General features: G+C 44.1%; 16 protein-coding genes and 1 riboswitch. Of the genes, 11 read left to right on the forward strand and 5 right to left on the reverse strand.

The features are described 5' to 3' along the window. The first annotated feature begins 322 nt into the window (after nucleotides 1–322). The 4 genes from PBAL39_RS05680 to PBAL39_RS05695 all read left to right on the forward strand — a co-directional run bounded on the left by PBAL39_RS05680 (nucleotide 323) and on the right by PBAL39_RS05695 (nucleotide 5,172). Entirely contained in the window at nucleotides 323–1,297 is a 975-nt protein-coding gene (locus PBAL39_RS05680) for an AAA family ATPase (RefSeq protein WP_008239236.1), read from the forward strand. Next, complete coding sequence (locus tag PBAL39_RS05685) at nucleotides 1,298–3,829, forward strand: S8 family peptidase (RefSeq protein ID WP_008239237.1); 2,532 nt, start codon at nucleotides 1,298–1,300, stop codon at nucleotides 3,827–3,829. It begins immediately after the preceding gene. Nucleotides 3,830–4,092: 263 nt separating this feature from the next. After that, the gene (locus tag PBAL39_RS05690; protein ID WP_008239238.1) at nucleotides 4,093–4,686 is read left to right on the forward strand and encodes a DUF6088 family protein; all 594 of its coding nucleotides are present in this window, start codon (nucleotides 4,093–4,095) and stop codon (nucleotides 4,684–4,686) included. A gap of 96 nt (nucleotides 4,687–4,782) precedes the next feature. After that, entirely contained in the window at nucleotides 4,783–5,172 is a 390-nt protein-coding gene (locus PBAL39_RS05695; RefSeq protein ID WP_008239243.1) for a nucleotidyl transferase AbiEii/AbiGii toxin family protein, read from the forward strand. A 177-nt stretch (nucleotides 5,173–5,349) separates the two neighbouring features. Here the strand turns inward: PBAL39_RS05695 and PBAL39_RS05700 are convergent, their stop codons facing one another. Beyond that, on the reverse strand, nucleotides 5,350–5,811 hold the full coding sequence (locus PBAL39_RS05700) for an Lrp/AsnC family transcriptional regulator (RefSeq protein WP_008239254.1): 462 nt from the start codon (nucleotides 5,809–5,811) through the stop codon (nucleotides 5,350–5,352). Between the two features lie 163 nt (nucleotides 5,812–5,974). Beyond that, nucleotides 5,975–6,158, forward strand: a riboswitch (cobalamin riboswitch). A 178-nt stretch (nucleotides 6,159–6,336) separates the two neighbouring features. Here PBAL39_RS05700 and PBAL39_RS05705 point away from each other — a divergent pair. From PBAL39_RS05705 to PBAL39_RS05720, 4 genes are read left to right on the forward strand one after another with little or no spacing between them, the layout of a single operon-like run. Next, complete coding sequence (locus tag PBAL39_RS05705; protein WP_008239256.1) at nucleotides 6,337–7,341, forward strand: DUF1852 domain-containing protein; 1,005 nt, start codon at nucleotides 6,337–6,339, stop codon at nucleotides 7,339–7,341. Between the two features lie 26 nt (nucleotides 7,342–7,367). Continuing rightward, entirely contained in the window at nucleotides 7,368–8,402 is a 1,035-nt protein-coding gene (locus PBAL39_RS05710; RefSeq protein WP_008239260.1) for a methionine synthase, read from the forward strand. 17 nt (nucleotides 8,403–8,419) lie between these two features. Beyond that, nucleotides 8,420–9,415, forward strand: coding sequence for a bile acid:sodium symporter family protein (locus PBAL39_RS05715; RefSeq protein ID WP_008239261.1), 996 nt, complete (start codon nucleotides 8,420–8,422; stop codon nucleotides 9,413–9,415). Nucleotides 9,416–9,419: 4 nt separating this feature from the next. Next, nucleotides 9,420–10,544, forward strand: coding sequence for an alkene reductase (locus PBAL39_RS05720; RefSeq protein ID WP_008239262.1), 1,125 nt, complete (start codon nucleotides 9,420–9,422; stop codon nucleotides 10,542–10,544). A 202-nt stretch (nucleotides 10,545–10,746) separates the two neighbouring features. Here the strand turns inward: PBAL39_RS05720 and PBAL39_RS05725 are convergent, their stop codons facing one another. The 3 genes from PBAL39_RS05725 to PBAL39_RS05735 form a co-directional block, all read right to left on the reverse strand. Next, entirely contained in the window at nucleotides 10,747–12,549 is a 1,803-nt protein-coding gene (locus PBAL39_RS05725) for an amidohydrolase (RefSeq protein ID WP_008239263.1), read from the reverse strand. 160 nt (nucleotides 12,550–12,709) lie between these two features. Then, nucleotides 12,710–14,089 (reverse strand): alginate export family protein, encoded by a 1,380-nt coding sequence (locus tag PBAL39_RS05730; RefSeq protein WP_008239265.1) that lies wholly within the window; start codon nucleotides 14,087–14,089, stop codon nucleotides 12,710–12,712. Nucleotides 14,090–14,291: 202 nt separating this feature from the next. After that, the gene (locus PBAL39_RS05735; protein WP_008239266.1) at nucleotides 14,292–14,876 is read right to left on the reverse strand and encodes a Crp/Fnr family transcriptional regulator; all 585 of its coding nucleotides are present in this window, start codon (nucleotides 14,874–14,876) and stop codon (nucleotides 14,292–14,294) included. A gap of 358 nt (nucleotides 14,877–15,234) precedes the next feature. Here PBAL39_RS05735 and PBAL39_RS05740 point away from each other — a divergent pair, with 358 nt between their 5' ends. From PBAL39_RS05740 to PBAL39_RS05750, 3 genes are all read left to right on the forward strand, one after another. Then, complete coding sequence (locus tag PBAL39_RS05740; protein WP_008239267.1) at nucleotides 15,235–15,888, forward strand: hydrolase; 654 nt, start codon at nucleotides 15,235–15,237, stop codon at nucleotides 15,886–15,888. A 134-nt stretch (nucleotides 15,889–16,022) separates the two neighbouring features. Then, a complete protein-coding gene (locus tag PBAL39_RS05745; protein ID WP_008239268.1) occupies nucleotides 16,023–16,913 on the forward strand; it encodes a pirin family protein in 891 nt (296 codons plus the stop codon). Between the two features lie 119 nt (nucleotides 16,914–17,032). Continuing rightward, entirely contained in the window at nucleotides 17,033–17,995 is a 963-nt protein-coding gene (locus PBAL39_RS05750; protein WP_008239269.1) for a zinc-binding dehydrogenase, read from the forward strand. A 26-nt stretch (nucleotides 17,996–18,021) separates the two neighbouring features. Here PBAL39_RS05750 and PBAL39_RS05755 read toward each other — a convergent pair whose 3' ends face one another. Then, nucleotides 18,022–19,434: a S41 family peptidase gene (locus PBAL39_RS05755; protein ID WP_008239270.1), complete on the reverse strand. Its 1,413-nt coding sequence runs from the start codon at nucleotides 19,432–19,434 to the stop codon at nucleotides 18,022–18,024. Between the last annotated feature and the right edge of the window lie 28 nt (nucleotides 19,435–19,462).

Consider the following 19,462-nt stretch of genomic DNA (forward strand, 5'->3'; position numbering starts at 1 on the left):
CTTACGCCAACCTTGGTCAAAGCAGAAATACTAAAGTTCGTTTTGATTGTAGAAATGTATACTGGTATAAAAGTTGGATTAGAGTCCCGATCCATTTCGTTTTCATGGAAAAATATAAAATTTTTTTCATCCACTTGATTTTCGCCACCGCTCCTAGGAAATCTGCTACCTGCCAGCTTATTAAGATAAATGACGTGCCACAATGGCCAACACCGTGTCGGCCATTATAGGCGAGTTTGGCTTCAATTGTGTATGATTTGAAAATAATATTTCCAGAAAACGATGGAATTAAAATAAAATTGTTATATTTTCGAAGCAGATTATGGCAGCGGAGCAAATTAAAAGTCTAATTAAATCGTTTGGCGAGGACGACGAAGAACGTTTTTTTTCGTCTGCCATTCAAATTGCAGCTGCTGAGGCTCGAAAAGGGCACGTCAATATTGCGCAGGAACTAAAGGCACTGATTGACAAGGCGAAACAAAACCGTTCCCATCATGCATTTGATAAATCCGCTACTGTTCATCTTTCGCAGCCGAAAAGGGAATTACTTGAGCTGATCGATATTTTTCAGCCCCAGTCCACGTTGAAAGACATGGTACTTGACCTTGAGTTAAAGCAAACGCTGGACCAACTGATCAATGAGCAAAAGAAAGCGGAAATACTCCGGCAATATAACCTTAGTCCACAGAGGAAATTGCTCCTTATGGGCCCTCCCGGATGTGGTAAGACGATGACTGCGGAGGCTATCGCAGGCGAGTTGGGTATCCCTATTTTTATCGTACGCTTAGATGGTATCATGTCAAAATTCATGGGTGAATCAATTGTGAAACTCAGGTTGATCTTTGACTCCATGGTTAATCAGCGCGCTGTTTATTTATTTGATGAATTCGATTCTATTGGATCCCATCGTCATTTAGGTCAGGATGTGGGCGAAGTGAAGCGAGTACTGAACAGCTTTTTGATCAATATTGAAAAAGACAACAGCAACAGTATCATAATTGCCGCTACAAATCTGCCTGAATCCTTGGATAAAGCACTTTTCAGACGGTTTGATGAAATTATCACATACCCGCGGCCAGATAAAAAAGGTATTAAAAAAATACTAAAGAAGCTGACCCAGAACTATCATTTTGATCAAGAGGTCAATCTTGAAACTTTAGCGGATGCTAGCCTTGGCTTAAACTACTCAGATATTGTTAAGGCGACTGAGGAAGCTATTAAGTATATGATACTTAGTAGTGAAAATTCCCTATCTTTAGAAGTATTGACTAAAACGCTTCACAAAAAAAAGATCTAAATGCCTCCAATCTTTAATTTGCCGCATCTCAAAATTGAGGGGCATTCAACGGATGTTAATTACAATTATCCAAAAACGGTTGTTGTTCCATTTCGCGTTGCCGTCAGAAACCGGGCGATTCATGGTGCCCGTATTAAGGAACAGCTGTCTCAGATACAGGAACGGTTCGAGCAACTTCGGGCCGAAGATCTTCCGGATGGAATTATCCATGAGGACGCCATTTACGTCGAATTCTACTCTGAATGGGATTTCGGTCTTAGTTTTTCAAGCCTGCATAATGAAGCACGCCGCCCCAAATATCAGATTTTAAAGATTGTTGAAGAAAGTACTGCTAATGATGAGCACCAACGTTACAGGGTGCTAGTTATGCTGAAAGAGGGTGGTATTTCTCATTTTATCAAAGCTGTAGATGAGTATCTCAACGCAGAGAAAGATGTTAGTAAAAAGGATCAAGATGGAAATGTGGTGGCGACCAATCCTAAAAACAATAAATTAATCGCCAATATAACAGCCATCCAGCTAGCCACCATTCAGGAATTCTGGACAGATGCGCCGCAGTATCCTTTTCCAGATTTGGATGAAGTGAGATGGTGGGAAGTCTGGTTCCGTAAATCAGCTGATGAAGAAGCCCGCTTGGTACAAATCACACAAAATTTAAATGCGGTAGGTGCTCAGCTTGGACAGTCGGTGATTAATTTTCGGGAGCATACCGTACGGCTGGTAAAGGCAACAGCTCGTCAGCTTTCTCGTTCGCTGGTGCTGCTCGACAACCTTGCTGAACTCCGTAAACCTCAGGAAACAGCGGACTGCTTTAGTAGAGAAGGTATCCGCGGCCGCGATAACTGGATCAATGAACTTTTACAAAGAACCGAGGTGGCAGTCGATGATGATTCAACACTCATCTGTCTTTTGGACAGTGGAGTGAATCACCATCATGCATTGATCAGTCCATTTCTACCCGATCATCGCCTTTATGCTTATAATAATGCGTGGGGAACGCATGACACTTGGGGTAGTGAAGGACATGGGACCGGCATGGCTGCGCTGGCTTTATATGGTGACCTTACCGACGCATTGGATTCCCGGAACAGCATTGTCATCAGGCATGGCTTGGAATCTTTCAAGGTTAAACAATATGGAGTAGAAAACGATCCAGAACTATATGGGGCCATTACGCAAATGGCTGTTGACCTTCCGGTGATCATTGACGGGCAGCGGAGAAGGGTATTTTGCTTAAGCATTACTGATGCTGCAACTGTGTTTAGAGGTAGGCCTTCTTCCTGGTCTTCCACCATAGATAAGCTTTGTTTTGGCAATTCCGAACTGGCTGCTGAACAGCAGCTTTTTATCATTAGCGGCGGAAATGTCAGCACAGCAAAGCATGCAGATTACTATAGTTTGAATGATACAACATCTGTTCACGATCCGGCGCAGGCGTACAATGCCATAAGTGTAGGTAGTTATACGAGCATGGACCGGTTTGATCCTAGGGAAAGACCCGGCTGGCGTATTTTGGCGGCCCGTGGTGCGATGGCTCCATCCAATTCAACTTCCTTGCTATTTGAAAGTCAATGGCCCAATAAACCGGATATTGTAATGGAGGGAGGAAATATGATTACTGATGGTGCTGACATCGCTCACCACCCTACGCTGCAAATGTTGACAGCGAGCAAGCGCCATCTGGACCAGCAGTTCCAGCTATTTGGGGACACCAGTGGAGCTGCAGCTTTAACTGCAAAAATGGCCGCTGAAATCTGGACAGCATATCCAAACCTATGGCCTGAAACCATAAGGGCATTGATCATCCATTCTGCACAATACACCGGCGAAATGACCGGTGGATTTGATCCGGCAGAAATGACCAGTACCCAGAAACGGAATTTATTAAGAAGATTTGGCTATGGAGTGCCAAACTTGGAACGGGCTTTATATTCGGCATCAAATGCTCTTAATTTGATCATGGAAAGGACGATTCAGCCTTATCATCAGTATGCTAACGATACTCCCACCTACAACAATTATCATTTGTACCAACTTCCCTGGCCGGCCGAAGTTTTACTTGAGGAACTTGCCAATAGAAATGTCACTCTAACTATTACTCTATCTTATTTCATTGACCCTAATCCGGGTGCAAGGATATATAAAAACAATTTTCAATACCATTCCCATTCACTCGATTTTTCAATCATTAAACCGGCAGAAGATCTGGAGGATTTCAAAAAGCGGATTTCTAAAGCTGAAGAAGAAGAGGAAACAGAGGAGGTTGTAAAACGGCCCGGAGAGATCTGGTCGCTTAAACAAGCTAGGTCAAGAGGTTCTTTAAAAAAAGATTTCATTACGATTTCCGGTGCGGATTTGTCTACACGCAATGTGATTGCTATTTATCCGCGCAGCGGTTGGTATAAAACCAGGAAAAAACTCGGGCTAGCAAGTCAGTCCGTAAGATACAGCCTGATCGTATCGATTGAAAGTGATCAGCTGACCTCTGATATTTATGTGCCCGTGATGAACCAAATCGCTATACCCAATTAAATGCTCATGAGTGTTTCCGGTACGAGTTATGTCAATGAGAATGGCATGAAAAGGTTAAAATTCAGATGCTGGTTGTGGCGATGTGGGATTCGCCCGCTAGCCGGTTGTGAGACTGGGCATACTTCTGATTTAGATATTACTTATTGTGATTTTACTGCTTATGTCAAATGTGTCACAAATGTTGTCAATATTTGTGACTGTAATTAGGTTTTTATTGTCACAAATGTTGATTAAATTTGTGACAATAGTTTAGCTGAATTGCAATGGAAAGTATAGGGAAACAGATAGAAAGTGCTATCAGGAGAAAGCCAAGGGGAACTTTGTTTTTTCCTGATGATTTTAGTAAATATGGTTCTTCTGATGCGGTCAGGAAAGCTTTAGAACGTCTTACAGATAGAGAGCAGATTGTTCGTGTAGCTCAGGGTATTTATGTCAGGCCTGAAGAAAGTAAGTATCTTGGTGCGGTTATGCCCTCGGCTGAAGCTGTTGCCGATGCGATTGCTAAGAGAGATAAAATTCGTACGGTTCCTAGCGGGGTTTATGCGCTGAATGCTTTAGGGCTAAGCACACAGATCCCCATGAAAATTGTGCTGCTGACCGATGGATCTCCCCGCGAAATGAAAATCGGGCGAAGAACAATTACGTTTAAGAAAACAACTCCGGCTAACTTACTGGCAAAGGGGAAAATCAGCCGCCTAGTGATCCAGGCTTTAAAAGAAATGGGAAACGGAAAAGTAAGTGTAGAGGATGAGCATAAAATTCTTGACTTGTTAAGGAAAGAGGATCAGAAAGATCTGGAGCATGATATTTCCCTGGCACCGGTATGGATACGGAAAATAATGAAAAAGGCATTGTAGTAATGAATCAATTTTATCAGATAGAATCCGCGGAAAAAGCGGCCATTTTTAATGCGATCAGTAATCAAACAGGAATGCCGGCTTTTGCTGTTGAAAATGCATGAAGAATTTAGCCGGCCAGCTGAGAAAATCCGCGTTGATCGCTTGAGCCGTCATATGTATGATGTTTTTCATTTGTCAAAACATGATGGAGTTTTGTCTGCCCTGGAGAACCAGGATTTATATGAGACTATTGTAGCTCACCGATATGAATATGCAAAAATCGGAGGGGTGGATTATAACCAGCATAATCCGCTTACTTTAAATCCTGTGCCACATCCTGATTTTATTAAAGCTTGGGAAGCCGATTACAACAAGATGAAAAGCGAAATGATTTATGAGCAGAATCCGCCCAGCTTTCAGGATTTAGTAGAGAATATTGAACAATTGAAAATAAAATTATCTTCAGTTTCATGGAAATTTAGTCTTCACTTCGGTGATAAATAGAAATCACTTAGTTATTGACGGTAATCTTAGTTAATCTAAAAATGCGAGCCTGGAGCTGGCAAAAGGCGAGCGCCAGTGTCGATGACCTTCATAACTGGCTTACAGGTGTTCTGTACCGGACGCTTATGGATTGGGGTAACAAAAAAAGGAGCCCATTAATCCTGACTTCCGACGATATTAAAAACTGATATTGTGTGTATTTTTGATCTCGGCCATTACGAAGGTACTATGTGTACTTCCAATACTTTCAACGGAGCCTAATTTATTAAAAACAAAGTCCTGGTAATGCTTCATGTCTTTGGCATACACTTTCAGAAAAAAATCATAATCGCCGGAGATATTATAACATTCTACAACCTCCTCGATCTTCAGAATATCTGCTACAAAGCTGTGGCCCACTTTCCGGTCATGCTGCTTAAGCCGGATATTGCAGAACACAATAAAGCCTTGGTTAAACTTTTCTGGGTCAAGCAGCGCGATATATTTCTTGATATAACCACCGGTTTCCAGGCGTTTTACACGCTGCACAACCGGCGATGGAGTCAAATTTACTTTCGCAGCGAGTTCCTTGATGGTATGACTGGAGTCATCGCCCAATATTTTTAATAGTTTAAGATCGATCCCATCCAATTGTTCCATAGCATAAATCACTGTTAAAGGACACTAAAGTACGCACAAACCGCATAAAAATTCAATAAATTATCCATTTAAAGCAATTTTGGTTGAAATTATGTGCATTAATCGACCTTTATGACTGTTTTTGTACCTTTGAGCAGAGTTTAAAACTCGTGGTTCTTTGCTTTTTTCAGCAATTAGGAAAGGTTTTACTTAGCGGTGAATTAATAGGGAATCGTGTGCAAATCACGAGCTGTCGCGCAACTGTAAGTAACACAAAAGGTTTTACCAATGATGGTCACTGTGAAACACGGGAAGGCCGGTAAAAGCCGTTACAAGTCAGGATACCTGCCTTTTCTGAATTGACGATACTTCCGCGTAAAGAGGTTATTGATCAGATTGTATAGCTTAAAGGTGCAAACCCTCAGGGGGTGGCTGTGCCTTTTCGTGTCTATCTCTCCTTCTCAAATCCTTTCTTTTGCCTGTCGTATCCTGAATAAACAAGAACTTTTTAATGATCATTAACCATTTAAAAAGTTAAAGAAATACATGGAAAATATCCAGGATACCATCAAGAATGAATTTGTGTTCACACTAAAGAGCACTTGTTTAGATGAAAACTATCACCCCTCAAATCAGACGCGTCTGACAACCAATTTTGCAAACCTGGCTAGAGGAGCTAACCGCAAACAAAACTTATGTAATGCCTTAAATATGATCAACAATCGATTTAATGCATTAGCTCATGTTGATAATCCAAAAGGCGATCGTTACCATGTAGAACTGGAAATCCTCACCGTAACGATGCGTATCGATGATAAGAACGGTATCAATGATCTGCCGATGATCGAAGTTTTAAAAACGAATATTTTTGACCGTAAGACGGGTCAGCAAATCGAAGGTGTTGCCGGAAATAATTTTTCTTCTTACGTGCGTGATTATGATTTCAGTGTTTTATTGATCGACTACAATAAAGATAAACCCAGTTTTACTGTTCCTGAGAATTTTGGCGATCTGCATGGAAAACTTTATAAGTGTTTTGTGAATTCGACAACTTATAAAGAGCACTTTAAAATGTCGCCGATCATTTGTTTGAGTGTATCGGGCAATAAAACCTATACCCGCGCGGAGTACCAGCATCCCGTTCTGGGTTTTGAGTACCAGCAGGATCAGTATTCTCTCACCGATGAATACTTCGCTAAAATGGGCTTAAAAGTTCGTTTTTTCATGCCTCCAAACGCTGTGGCACCGATGGCTTTTTATCATTCCGGAGACCTGCTTTCTGATTATACTGACATTGGACTGATCAGCTCGATCAGCACGATGGAGACTTTCCAGAAGATCTATCGCCCTGAAATTTACAATGCAAATTCAGTGGCCGGCAGAATCTATCAACCTAGTCTTAGGCACGAAGACTATTCACTGACCCGAGTGGAATATGACCGCGAAGAGCGCAGCCGTTTGGCTGTTGAACAGGGCAGATATGCTGAAGAGCATTTCATCAAGCCTTACCAGGATATCCTTGAGCAATGGTCTGCCAATTTCTCACTTTAATTCATACGCCACATTAAAATTATTCTATGACGAAGAAATTATTATTGCCAACCTCAATTGTTGGAAGTTTGCCCAAACCTGCCTGGCTTGCACCACCCGAAAAACTATGGTCACCATGGAAATTGGAAGCCGACCAGTTATTGGAAGGAAAACAGGATGCGCTGCGCATTACACTGCAGGAACAGGAATTGGCAGGACTGGATATCGTTTGTGATGGTGAGCAGACACGCCAACATTTCGTGACCACCTTTATTGAGCATCTAAGCGGTGTAGATTTTGAAAATCGCAAAACGGTGCGAATCCGTGACCGTTATGATGCGAGTGTTCCGATGGTTGTAGGCGATGTTGCCCGACAAAAAGCAGTTTTTGTTGAAGACGCCAAATTTTTGCGTAAACAAACCACTAAACCGATCAAATGGGCACTACCGGGACCCTTAACCATGGTAGATACTTTGTACGATGGCCATTATAAAAGCCGGGAAAAACTGGCTTGGGAATTTGCCAAAGCGCTCAATGAAGAGGCGAGGGAGCTGGAGGAGGCTGGGGTAGATGTGATCCAGTTTGATGAGCCTGCATTTAACGTTTTCTTCGATGAAGTAAACGATTGGGGAATGGCAACGCTGGAAAGGGCAATTGAAGGTTTAAAGTGCGAAACTGCGGTACATATCTGCTATGGTTACGGAATACAGGCCAATAACGACTGGAAAAAAACATTGGGTTCAGAATGGCGTCAATACGAAGAGATTTTTCCCAAAATTCAAAAATCTGCAATTGACATTGTTTCGTTGGAATGCCACAACTCAAATGTTCCTCTGGATCTAATGGAACTTGTTCGGGGTAAAAAAGTAATGGTTGGCGCCATTGACGTGGCAACGGACACAATCGAAACACCTGAAGAAGTAGCCAATACGCTGCGCAACGCCCTTAAATTCGTAGATATCGAAAATCTTTACCCCTCTACAAATTGTGGTATGGCGCCTTTGTCAAGAGTGGTAGCAAGAGGGAAGTTAAGTGCTTTGAGCGCAGGCGCAGCGATCATACGCAAAGAATATGCGGTTTAGGATTATATTAAATTACATTGAAGAAGTTATTAGCAATATTAAGTAAAGCAGGTTTCGACGGTTTCCTGCTCATGATAGGCACCATGATCCTGCTGGCCTATTTTTTACCGCAGCCGGGCATGGTGAAAAAACCTGTTTCGCTGGAGCAGATCGCTAATGCAGGCGTTTCGCTGATCTTTTTATTTTATGGACTAAGATTGAGTGTGGAGAAATTAAAAGCCGGGCTTGTCAACTGGAAAATGCACATCATTGTCCAGTTGACGACCTTTTTGTTTTTTCCGCTCGTCGTTCTGGCATTTCGCCCCTTGTTCCTTGGGACCGACCTCGAAGTGCTTTGGTTGGGTATATTTTTTCTTGCGGCTTTACCATCCACCGTTTCCTCTTCGGTGGTCATGGTTTCCATCGCTAAAGGCAATATTCCCGCGGCCATTTTCAATGCGAGCATTTCCAGTTTGATAGGCGTTGTAGTGACGCCGCTATGGGTCGGGCTGTTCATCGCTTCTGCGACCGGCCATTTTGATGTTACGGATATCGTCATCAAGTTGGTTCTTCAGGTTTTGTTGCCTGTCATCGTTGGCATTAGCCTCAACGCACGTTTTGGAGCCATTGCCGAAAAATATAAGAAACAGCTTAAATATTTTGATCAGGCGATCATCCTTACCATTATTTACACGTCGTTCTGTAAGTCGTTCTCCGAACATTTGTTCGCAGGCTTTACAGCCCTTGAACTTATGGGACTTGCCGTAGGGATGATAGCCTTGTTTTTTGCCGTATTTTTTTGCGTCGGACTACTCAGCCGTTTGTTTGGCTTTTCAGATGAAGATCGCATTACGGTTTTATTTTGCGGGTCTAAAAAGTCACTGGTACATGGAACGGTCATGTCAAAGGTGCTCTTTCAGCACAGTACCATCACCGGTATTGTGTTGTTGCCACTCATGTTATACCATGCCATGCAATTGATTGCTGCCAGCATCATCGCTCAGCGTATGGCCCGGCGAAAAGAAGAAAAATAGCACTATGAAGCTTTTAGAAAAAATAAAGTTAGGCAGTGTCAGCCTAAAAAACAGAATAGTCATGGCAGCGATGACCAGGGGCCGTACAGACAGCAACGGCCTGGTGGGTGATATGACGACAGAATACTATATGCAGAGGGCAGGCGCAGGCCTGCAGTTCAGCGAAGCCATCAGAATCAGTGAAGAGGCTACCGGCAGTCCGCTTACGCCTGGTATTTTTACAGATGAACAAGTAGCAGCCTGGAAGAAGGTAACTACAGCCGTACATGATAAAGGCGGCGTAATAATAGCCCAGCTTTGGCACACCGGCCGTATGGGACATTCTATAGACCGGAATGGAAAGCTCCCGTTTGCGCCATCTCCCTTGCCCATCCTGGGAATGCAGCATTTTACTTCTCAGGGCAGAAAAGATTTCGAGGTGCCTCAGGAAATGACGATTGCGGAGATCAGGCAAACCATAATGGATTATGGCCAAGCGGCAAAAAATGCGATAGCGGCAGGGTTTGACGGGGTTACCCTTCACGCCTGCAATGGCTATCTGCCCAACCAGTTCTTAGCTGAAAGTTCCAATCAAAGGACGGATGCTTACGGGGGCAGCATCCCCAATAAAGTACGCTTCGTACTGGAGGTGATGCAGGAATTGATCCGCGTGGTGGGCGGTGAAAAGGTGGGCATTAAAATAGCTCCTTTCCATTCCTATGGTGAGATGGTACTGGATGACCCTGCCGCTACCTATACCTACCTGATCGAAAAACTGAACGATATGGACTTTGCCTATGTGGAAATCATGAGGTGCAACCCAAATTTTCCTTCGCCTGAACATTATGCAGCTGAAGACGAGATCGAGCTCTTCGGCAGGAAGATTCGCCAGGTAGTTATTGCTAATGCAGGGTATGATAAGGCTTCCGCCGAAGCTGAACTTGAAAAAGGCATTGCCAAACTGATCTCCTTTGGCAAGCTATACATCGCGAACCCTGACCTGCCTGAGCGGTTCGAGAAAAATGCACCGCTTATTGAGCCGGACAGGTCGACAATGTATGGTGGTGGGAAACAGGGGTATACCGATTATTCTCGCTGGGACGAGGAAAACGCTACACAAATAATAAATGATCAAATGTTAATTAAGTGACAATGAATTTAACAGAACGTATTCGCCGCTTAGCTAAATGTTTACCTTATTGTTGCAATTCCAGTGTCAACCGGGCTCCCAACACTTGGAAGCCCGGTCTTATTTGGCTCGATGCTTTAGAAATAGATTTCTGCAAAGTGCTGCTGTTAAAGTGAACTTTTACTTTTTTGAGTCGTCAGGATTGAACCGTGCCCGGGCTGTATTATTTTGCAAAATGGTAACCACCAAAATATTTTATCGGCGACCACGATGGTAGAATCTCCCCGAGCTTAGGAGATATGTCACTGTATTTGCCAGCACCATACACGACTCTTCCGCCTACTACGGTCAGTACAGATTCCAGGTACTGTATCCGGTCATCAGGTATGGAAAAGTAATCCTCGCTTAACAGCGTAAAGTCTGCAAGGTTACCCGGCGCAATGCGTCCTTTGTCATTTTCCTGATTTTCAAACCAGGCGGCACCGATCGTATACAGTCTCAGCGCTTCTTCCCGTGTGAGTCGGTTATCCTCGGCTAAGATTACGTTACCAGATACGGCTTTGCCCGTCACTGCCCAGCTGATACCTGTCCAGGGGTTAGCGGGAGACACGCGAAAGGCATCTGTGGTTAATGATAAAGGAATGCCACTTTTTTTCAAGGCGCCAAATCTTGGGGTGTAAAGCGCTTTCTCCAGGCCGTAGGTCTTCGCAAAGCTCTCGCCGTGCAAGGCCATTTTATTGTCAAGTGCAATACCTCCGCCTAATTTTTTGATCCTTGCGATATTCTCATCACTGATGGTCTCGGCATGTTCTACAGCCCAGCGCATGCCATCAAGTGGCGTGGTTTTAACAACTTCTTCAAATGCGTCCAGGAAAGGAGTCAGGTTCTCATTATAGGTCATGTGTACTCGGAAGGGGATCCTCTTTTGGATGAGTTTACGGGTATATTCCTCAGCATACTTATACATGGTTTCCCTAGGGATGATAATGGCCGGCTTATCAAAATTCTCATGATCGTGAACCTCGGGGCTGAGTACCTCACCGGTACCTTCATATTCATGTCCGTGCTCCATGTTGGGGTTTAGATTCTGTCCCGGGCTAACCGGTGAGATCTTGGTGACCCGCTCTATTTCGGTGTCCACCCAGCTTTTGTTAGGATCATACGTGAATCCAAGGTCAACGAATGGAAAACGTATATTCATTCTGTTTTCTTTAATGAGCGTAACTATGGGAGCATGGCCTTGTGGGTATGGAATGACGCTGGAGTTTTCAATGACCGTGGTAAGTCCGAACCTGTTCAAATCTCTGATGAGATATTCAAGGGAACTGACCTCCTCTTCCGGCGTTGCGGTCGGTAACATTGCATCCAGGGCGACAAACACGAACGTGTTGGCATCGATCATCCCGGTATAATTACCCTTATTGTCTTTGTAAAGGACGGTACCGGCTTCTGCCTTGAATTTCGGTGTCCCGATACCGAAAAACTTCATGGCCGGTTTGTTTAGCCATAATCTGTTGTAAGCATATTGGATCCAAAGTGGTTTATCTGGCACCGCCTGATTCAGTTCTTCAATAGTAGGTTCGCGGTTTTCTTTGAATTGGTAAGGAGACCAGGCGCCGGTCACCTTTACCCATTGTCCCTCCGGCGTTCTTGCCGCTTGTTCGGTCAGCATTTCCAGCGCGCGCTTAAGTGTAGGCACGCCGTCCCATTTTACCTTTTGTGTAAAATTCCTTTCATTCAGGGGATGCATGTGCGCATCTTCCAGCCCGGGAATAAGGCGTCTGCCGTCTGCGTCAATAAGGCGGGTATGGCTATCTTTAAGCGCAAGGATCTCATTATCGTTGCCGACGGCATAGATTCTGCCGGCACTTACGGCAAGGGCAGTGGCTTCTGGCTGTGCTGCCGTAAGGGTTGTGATTTTAGCATGATAAACGATCAGGTCCGCACCTGCTGATGCATTTTTGGTTTGCGCAGTTGATCCTAAACTGATGAATGCTGCTGTGAGTAATGCAATAGACTTTTTCATAAATTGTAATTAAGTGATATAATTTCGTTGGCTAAAGCGGACTTTCTGACACCCTCAGATCGTTAATGTCCAGCAAATGTTCCGCCTTGCGTATCGCTTCGTCCATATAAGTTCTCTCGTTTTTCATTTTAAATAGTTCCATATTTTCGTGCATGGGTGATCAAAATTTACACGCTAAGAGCGAACTGATAAAAAAACCATCTTTGTGCTGCGGTATCACATCATTGATAAAATTTCCGGTTTTGAAATACTGCACACCTGCATTGTAGCTCATAAACCTGCTGATCTGCCAGGATGCCGTGGTAATGTAAGCCGTGCCAATATAGCGACCATCTGAATTCGAGGAACCGAGACTGAGCGAACCATCAGGGCGATAAATGCCGTCCCGCAGGGACTGTCGCCAGGAGAAGACTGTCTCTAAGGAGAGCAGCACATTCCTGGCGGGGCTCCAGGTCAGATTGGGATGAATAGCGAGGAGATTTGCGGGACCGGCCTGCGGGTTCATACCGAAATAACCGCCGTTAGGGTATAAGGCATTAAATGTGCCCAGTTTTCCATCACCTTTAACATCGTCCCCAGAAATAAAATCGCTCCGAAGCTTTATTGTCGGTGTCCCTTGTATATCAGCGAAGCGATAGCCGATATCCATGGAACCACCCCAGGCGCTTATATCTGCCGCGCCAAATTTGCCCAGCTGGTAACCGATTTCAAAATTGTAGATCAACTCTTTTCCATTTGCCCACAACCGGGTACCGACGGTATGCCGGGATTCAGCTGCGGTGCCTTCGTCGAAGCCGGCCGCCGCCCGGTCGATACCCAGATAATAGAGGTCCACATTGATCATTTTAGCCAGGGCATGTGCGCTGTAAATTCCCCAAAGCTTCGATTTTCGGCTGATTGAATTGTCGAATACACCGGTCCTGACACGGCTGGCGGCCATGACAAAAACATCCACGTTCCATTTTGGTGAAGCATAGGCGACCTTGGCTCCGTCAAAGTAAAGGCGAAGGTTGGGCCCCTCGCGGACATCAAGCAGCCGGCCGCTGCCGTACTGCAATTCCTGGCGTCCCAACCGTAAGCTCATCTGATCATCCGGTCCTTTGTAAGGGCTAAGGTCTATAAAAAGATTCTGAACGTTCAGCTGGTCTTCATCGATGGGCCGCGGTCCGTTCTTTCGCCCATTCTCCAGGCCGCTTCGCATCTGCCCGAAAATCCTGACCTTATCGCCTAAATGCAGATCCGCATGCAGCTGGTACCGCTGTAGCAAAAAAATGTTTGTACCGACATTCCTTGCGCCCCAGTCTTCGTGGTCTGCCCGGTCAAGTTCAGCCCGTAGCTCCCCGCCGAAAGACAGATAGGCTCTACCGCTGTCATGCAGCGGCAGGTATTTCAGCCTGTTGTAAAAAGTCCGCGCACTATCCTTCAACGCTGTATGATCTTCATCAAAACGCAACAGCTTAAACTTTTGGGCGCTGGAAAATTTTGCCAGCATCAGAAGGCCTGCAAGTATTATGGCTTTTATCAAGGTCAGGTATTTCATGTGTTTCCATAAAATTCAATTCTCGTTGCAGTCTTTTGGACCGTATCGTAACGTAGATATAGATCTACCGTATGACATCACGATAGTGTGAACTGCCTCGCAAATCTCAGCAACTGGAGGGCATCGGGAAGATGATGTTTGTAGAAAAAGAGCGTAGACAAATGTCTACGAATGTTGGCGTACTTTTACCGGGATAAAATTGTTATTTCAAATTGTGCTGACGTTTGACACGACTCAGTGTATCCTTATTGATACCGAGATAAGAAGCGATGATGTGTTGGGGAAAGCGATCAGCAAGCTCGGGATAGCATTCAACAAATTCAGTATAACGCATTTTTGCAGTAGAGCTTATAGAAGAGGTTAGGCGTCGATGGTTTGCCATTTGGTTGCGTTCGTCAAGTATGCTCTTCATTTGGCAAAAAGCCGGAACCTTTTCCTGCAACTCATTGGCGCCCTCTAAAGTTAAATACAGCAGGTCGCAATGCTCCAAAGCATCAATATGGTATCGGCTTGGCGAAAGATTTACAAAACTTTCCCGGTCGCCCATCCACCAATCTTCGATCCCAAGCCTTACCACATGTTCAATACCCTTATCATCTATGGTGTACATGCGCATCGCACCTTTTACGATAAATGCAAATTTCTTACATATATCCCCCGCCTGTAATGAGTATTGCCTTTTCCTTAATCTGAATGGCGTAAAGTTTTTCATGATCAATGCCTTTTCGTCGTCAGTTAGTGGTTTAGGGCTAAAATTTCTCAGGTATTTGAAATAGGCGTCGTACATATAGCCTTGTGTATTTTTTAAGTATTAATATAATATTGATGTCGGACTAATATACAACTAAATGAATTTTATTGCTAAATCTGTTGCAGAAATCGTAATTAAATCATTGTATTTCTGATCGTTATAAGGTGCCTTTTAAAATGCCCAATCCTCTCTGTACAGGTGTTTCGTAGACAAATGTCGACGTAATTTTGCTACAAACATCTTCTTTTCAGTTTAGCAGGTTGGTGACATTTGCTTTATCTACATCAAGCAAATTAATATGAACAATAAGGCAACCTCTTCTATACCTCATTTGGGACATGCCGCGGGCGATCTGCAGACAATACTCAATAATTCACTATAAAACATTTAAATCATGTCAAACATTCAAAAAAAAGGCCTTGAGGCCCTATTGCGTCCTGAGGACAGTATCGTTGTGCTGATCGATCACCAGCCATTCCAGTTCACCAACCTGAACAGTCACGATCCTACCATGATCATTAACAATGTTGCCGGTCTTTCCAAAGCCGCAAAAATCTTCAATGTGCCAACCATTCTGACTACAGTTCTGGAGGAACGCGGCGGTTTGATCATCAAGCAGATACAGGATGTGTTTCCGGAACAAAAACCCATCAACCGTACCTGGATCAATACCTGGGAAGACTCTGCTGTTACTGATATTGTGGCAAAAAGTGGCCGCAAGCAGCTGATCATTGCCGGTTTATGGACCGAGATATGCGTGGCGATGCCTGCCATCCAGGCGGCAGCTGAAGGATATGATGTATTTGTGGTAACTGATGCCTGCGGATCTTCTTCGCTGGAAGGGCACGATATGGCTGTTCGCCGTATGGTACAGCATGGTATTACGCCAATTAATTGGTTTGCAGTCCTATCGGAATGGCAACGGGATTGGGCGCGTGTGGATACAGCGAACCAGCTGGCTGGTTTGATGATTGAGCATTGCGGAGCTACAGGCGTTGCTTTTGCATGGGAGCAGCAATTATTAAATACACCTATCCCGGCACAATAACAATTTCCGGTAAGGCTACGTCCCGTGTATCTCAGGACGTAGCCTTTAGCTTTTATTTGCATCTGGTATTTGAAGCAGGTACCCGGTTCGGTATTCCTGCAGGTCATAGCAGATAATCGAGATTAATATTCATTATGAAAAAGAAAAGCAGTTTTTCTACCCATGGACAAAGGGCTGATAACGGCGAGCTGGAAATATACCGCTTGTTGCCCAACAGGTATGCAGACGCGGTAGGGGCATTTGTATTTCTTGACCATATCGTTCCACGCATGCAGACCCAGATCAGTAAGGAAGGCACCGGCGCACATCCTCACAGGGGCATCGCCACTTTAACCTATATCATTAACGGTGAGGACGAACACTTTGACAGTGCAGGAAACTATGCTATGGTACATTCCGGTGGTTTGCAATGGATGAATGCAGGTAATGGGATCATCCATGACGAGACGCTCAATTACGACTCACAGACGGATTCCAAACTGGTACATGCATTTCAATTCTGGATCAACCTCCCCTCCGAAATCAAAGCTGGTAAAACGGGATACCTTGCAGTTGAAGGGAGCAAAGTGCCGTACAAGGACTTGCCGCATGGAAAGGGATGGATCAAGGTAATTGCGGGTGCATTCGAGGATCTGATTTCTGTGATTCCCGCTTTTTCAGAACAGTTTCTGTATCACATCCATCTGGAGCCCGGTGCCTGTTTTGAGATCAACTTTGCAGCTAAAATTGAAGTCGCCGCCTATCTGGCCGAACTGCCGGGAACCATCAATGATGAAACCTTTAATGCCGGCGATTTTGTAGAGTTTGACAGGGAAGAAGGCAGTATTGAGCTGAAGAACAATAACATGGAAGCATGTGATTTTCTATTGTTCGGTGGCGCTTCTTATCAGGAGCCGATCTTTGCAGAGGGACCGTTCGTCATGAATTCCAAACTGGATATAGCTCATGCCTACCGTGACTATTTTAATGGCGATTACGGGAAGATCGATTATGAAAAACAGAGGGCACAGCAAGGGTCGGTTTGAAATGATTCTACCACCATCTGAAACGAACTATCGAGAATGAAAACAAGTAGCCTAACCCAATTAATCAACGAAGCGTTCAATTTTTTACCTAACAATTTCGGAATTAAGCGTATATAATCATGAAAGCAATTTTAATCAACAATTACGGTGGGCCTGATGTCCTACAGTTGAAGGAAGTGGACACACCTTACATCACAGATCCCTACCAGGTACTGGTGAAGGTAAGGGCTACCTCAGTGAATCCGCTCGACTATCAGGTAAGACGGGGAGATTATGCCTCATTGTTTGATCTGCCAATTATAACCGGGCACGACGTTGCAGGCGAGGTTTTTGAAGTTGGCGAAAAAGCGAAGAAATGGCGACCGGGTGATAAAGTCTATTATTCTCCACGCTTTGGTGGTGTGGGCAGTTACGCCGAGTACCACCTTACAGACGAAACCTCACTGTCCAGGATGCCTGCTAATCTTAGCTTTGAGGAAGCTGCTGCAGTCCCCCTTATTGGAGGGACAGTATGGGAAATGCTTGCTACCCGGGCCAACCTGAAAAAGGGAGAAACCATTCTCATCCTGGGAGGCGCGGGTGGCGTTGGAACATTGGCAATACAGATCGCTAAGTCGCTGGGAGCTTTTGTGTACACAACAGGACAAAGCATTTTACACGAGAAACTTCAAGATCTTGGAGCCGATGTAGTGATTGACCATCATGAGAAAAACATCATTGAAGAGATACAGGCTCATACCAAAGGCAAAGGCGTGGACGTAATTATTGATACCGTAGGGGGCAGCACACTTTCCGACAGTCCCCTTGCTCTGGCTAACTATGGTAGAATTGTAACACTGGTTGATATATCCCAGCCCCAGAATTTGATCCATGCCTGGGAAAAAAATGCTACCTACCATTTTGTTTTTACCAGGCAAAGCAGAGATGAACTCCATCATATTACCGAATTGATTGAAACTGGGCAGGTAAAGCCTGTAATTGATGGTATTTATCCATTGGAAGATGTAAAGAAAGCTCACCAAAGAATAGAGGAGGTGAAACGGGAGAGACCTTTATTTGGTAAGATCGTATTGTCAGTGTAAAAATGTGTTTCAAAATTAAAAGATGGTTACGGCCGTGCACCATTTTTCGCCACATCCTTCAACACCCAGTCCATTTCCAAATCTTTACCTGCTAAATAATCTTCAATCCGGTAAGTAATCGGAACATCTGGCATTACACCTCTTCCATCTATAGTGGTGAGGTCTCCATAAAAGGCGGGGCCATTACCGTAACGAAGCAACAATTGAGTTACTGGTAGTGTGAGGCTATTCTGGACACCAGCCGTGACTACATTTTTACTGCCGCCGGTTTCTTCTCCGACAAGCGTCACATTTTTCAGGTTTTTTAAATTCGCTGAGAGTATGCTGCTTGAAGAAAAGGAACCTCCGTCAATTAATACATATATTTTTCCTTTGAATGTAAAGGTATACGGATGGATTTTCTCGTAGTCTGACTTTCTTAATTTGTCGACCCAGTTTCGTATTTTCTGATCGTCATAGAGTTTTTTCTGCATTTTTATCTCTTCAGGCAGTCTGAAGAAATACCTGGGGGAATCGAGGAGGTGACTGTAAATCCTTGCTGCCCAAATCAACTCTCCACCCATATTCCCTCTTAAATCGATGATCAATGTCTTTAATTTCCGCCTTTCAATGTCATGAAAAATACCTTGGTAGCCCACATAGTCGTTTCCATTATAAAAAGAGCGTACTTTAAAATAGGCGACATTGCTGTCAGCAGTAAGTATTTTATATTCTGCAGTAGGCGGCTTCACGCCGCCAATACTATCATAGCCCTTCTCCCGACGTGGTGCTATTTTAATTTCTTTGGAGCTTCCTGATGATTTGATCACCATGGTTAGCGGATCTTTTTCCGGGAACAAAAAGCGGTAACGCTCTGCAAATACTCCATTATTCATCAGGTGCTTCCTGTAGGTGGTACTGTAACCATCCCCGGTGATATAGCCGTTTAAGCTATCTATCAACCTTCCTGCTGGTAAATTATTGATGCTGATGATCTCTGTACCCTTAGCAATTGTAGAATCGGCAGATAAATTCTTCATGATAAAAAGCTGTTTCCCGGTCACAAAGTAGCTGAATTGATAAATAGGGTGTTGCAGGGCGGGTATTTTCAGAAAGGCAACGTCCTGGGGAGTGATTTTTGAATAATCTATTTCCAGGTTCAGGTGGCCATCTCCTATACTGCTGATGATGTGAAGTAAATTTACATAGAGGGCAACAGAGGTAAGTGGTTTGTCGATGCTATTTCTTAAACTATCGAACTTATTTTCAAGCGCTTTTTTACTGATGTATAAATATAAATTTGGATGCTCTCTTTCCAGTGTATTTTGTACAAGATCAATGTCCTTCTTAAGATCGGAGGGCTGATGCATTTGCTTAGTGATCTGATCCAAATACTGCGCATTTGAACCGACCATTGTACCAAAAAATAATAGGAGGAATACAAGAGCTGAAAGTTTCATGTAACCAAGATAAAGAGATTGGCACAAT

Origin of the sequence: Pedobacter sp. BAL39 (assembly GCF_000170795.1) — a bacterium.
Taxonomy (GTDB): domain Bacteria; phylum Bacteroidota; class Bacteroidia; order Sphingobacteriales; family Sphingobacteriaceae; genus Pedobacter.

Coding starts and splice junctions, on each gene's coding strand:
- PBAL39_RS05680 (WP_008239236.1), top strand. CDS start 323: ATGGCAGCGGAGCAAATTAAAAGTCTAATTAAATCGTTTGGCGAGGAC.
- PBAL39_RS05685 (WP_008239237.1), top strand. CDS start 1,298: ATGCCTCCAATCTTTAATTTGCCGCATCTCAAAATTGAGGGGCATTCA.
- PBAL39_RS05690 (WP_008239238.1), top strand. CDS start 4,093: ATGGAAAGTATAGGGAAACAGATAGAAAGTGCTATCAGGAGAAAGCCA.
- PBAL39_RS05695 (WP_008239243.1), top strand. CDS start 4,783: ATGCATGAAGAATTTAGCCGGCCAGCTGAGAAAATCCGCGTTGATCGC.
- PBAL39_RS05700 (WP_008239254.1), bottom strand. CDS start 5,811: ATGGAACAATTGGATGGGATCGATCTTAAACTATTAAAAATATTGGGC.
- PBAL39_RS05705 (WP_008239256.1), top strand. CDS start 6,337: ATGGAAAATATCCAGGATACCATCAAGAATGAATTTGTGTTCACACTA.
- PBAL39_RS05710 (WP_008239260.1), top strand. CDS start 7,368: ATGACGAAGAAATTATTATTGCCAACCTCAATTGTTGGAAGTTTGCCC.
- PBAL39_RS05720 (WP_008239262.1), top strand. CDS start 9,420: ATGAAGCTTTTAGAAAAAATAAAGTTAGGCAGTGTCAGCCTAAAAAAC.
- PBAL39_RS05725 (WP_008239263.1), bottom strand. CDS start 12,549: ATGAAAAAGTCTATTGCATTACTCACAGCAGCATTCATCAGTTTAGGA.
- PBAL39_RS05730 (WP_008239265.1), bottom strand. CDS start 14,089: ATGAAATACCTGACCTTGATAAAAGCCATAATACTTGCAGGCCTTCTG.
- PBAL39_RS05735 (WP_008239266.1), bottom strand. CDS start 14,876: ATGTACGACGCCTATTTCAAATACCTGAGAAATTTTAGCCCTAAACCA.
- PBAL39_RS05740 (WP_008239267.1), top strand. CDS start 15,235: ATGTCAAACATTCAAAAAAAAGGCCTTGAGGCCCTATTGCGTCCTGAG.
- PBAL39_RS05745 (WP_008239268.1), top strand. CDS start 16,023: ATGAAAAAGAAAAGCAGTTTTTCTACCCATGGACAAAGGGCTGATAAC.
- PBAL39_RS05750 (WP_008239269.1), top strand. CDS start 17,033: ATGAAAGCAATTTTAATCAACAATTACGGTGGGCCTGATGTCCTACAG.
- PBAL39_RS05755 (WP_008239270.1), bottom strand. CDS start 19,434: ATGAAACTTTCAGCTCTTGTATTCCTCCTATTATTTTTTGGTACAATG.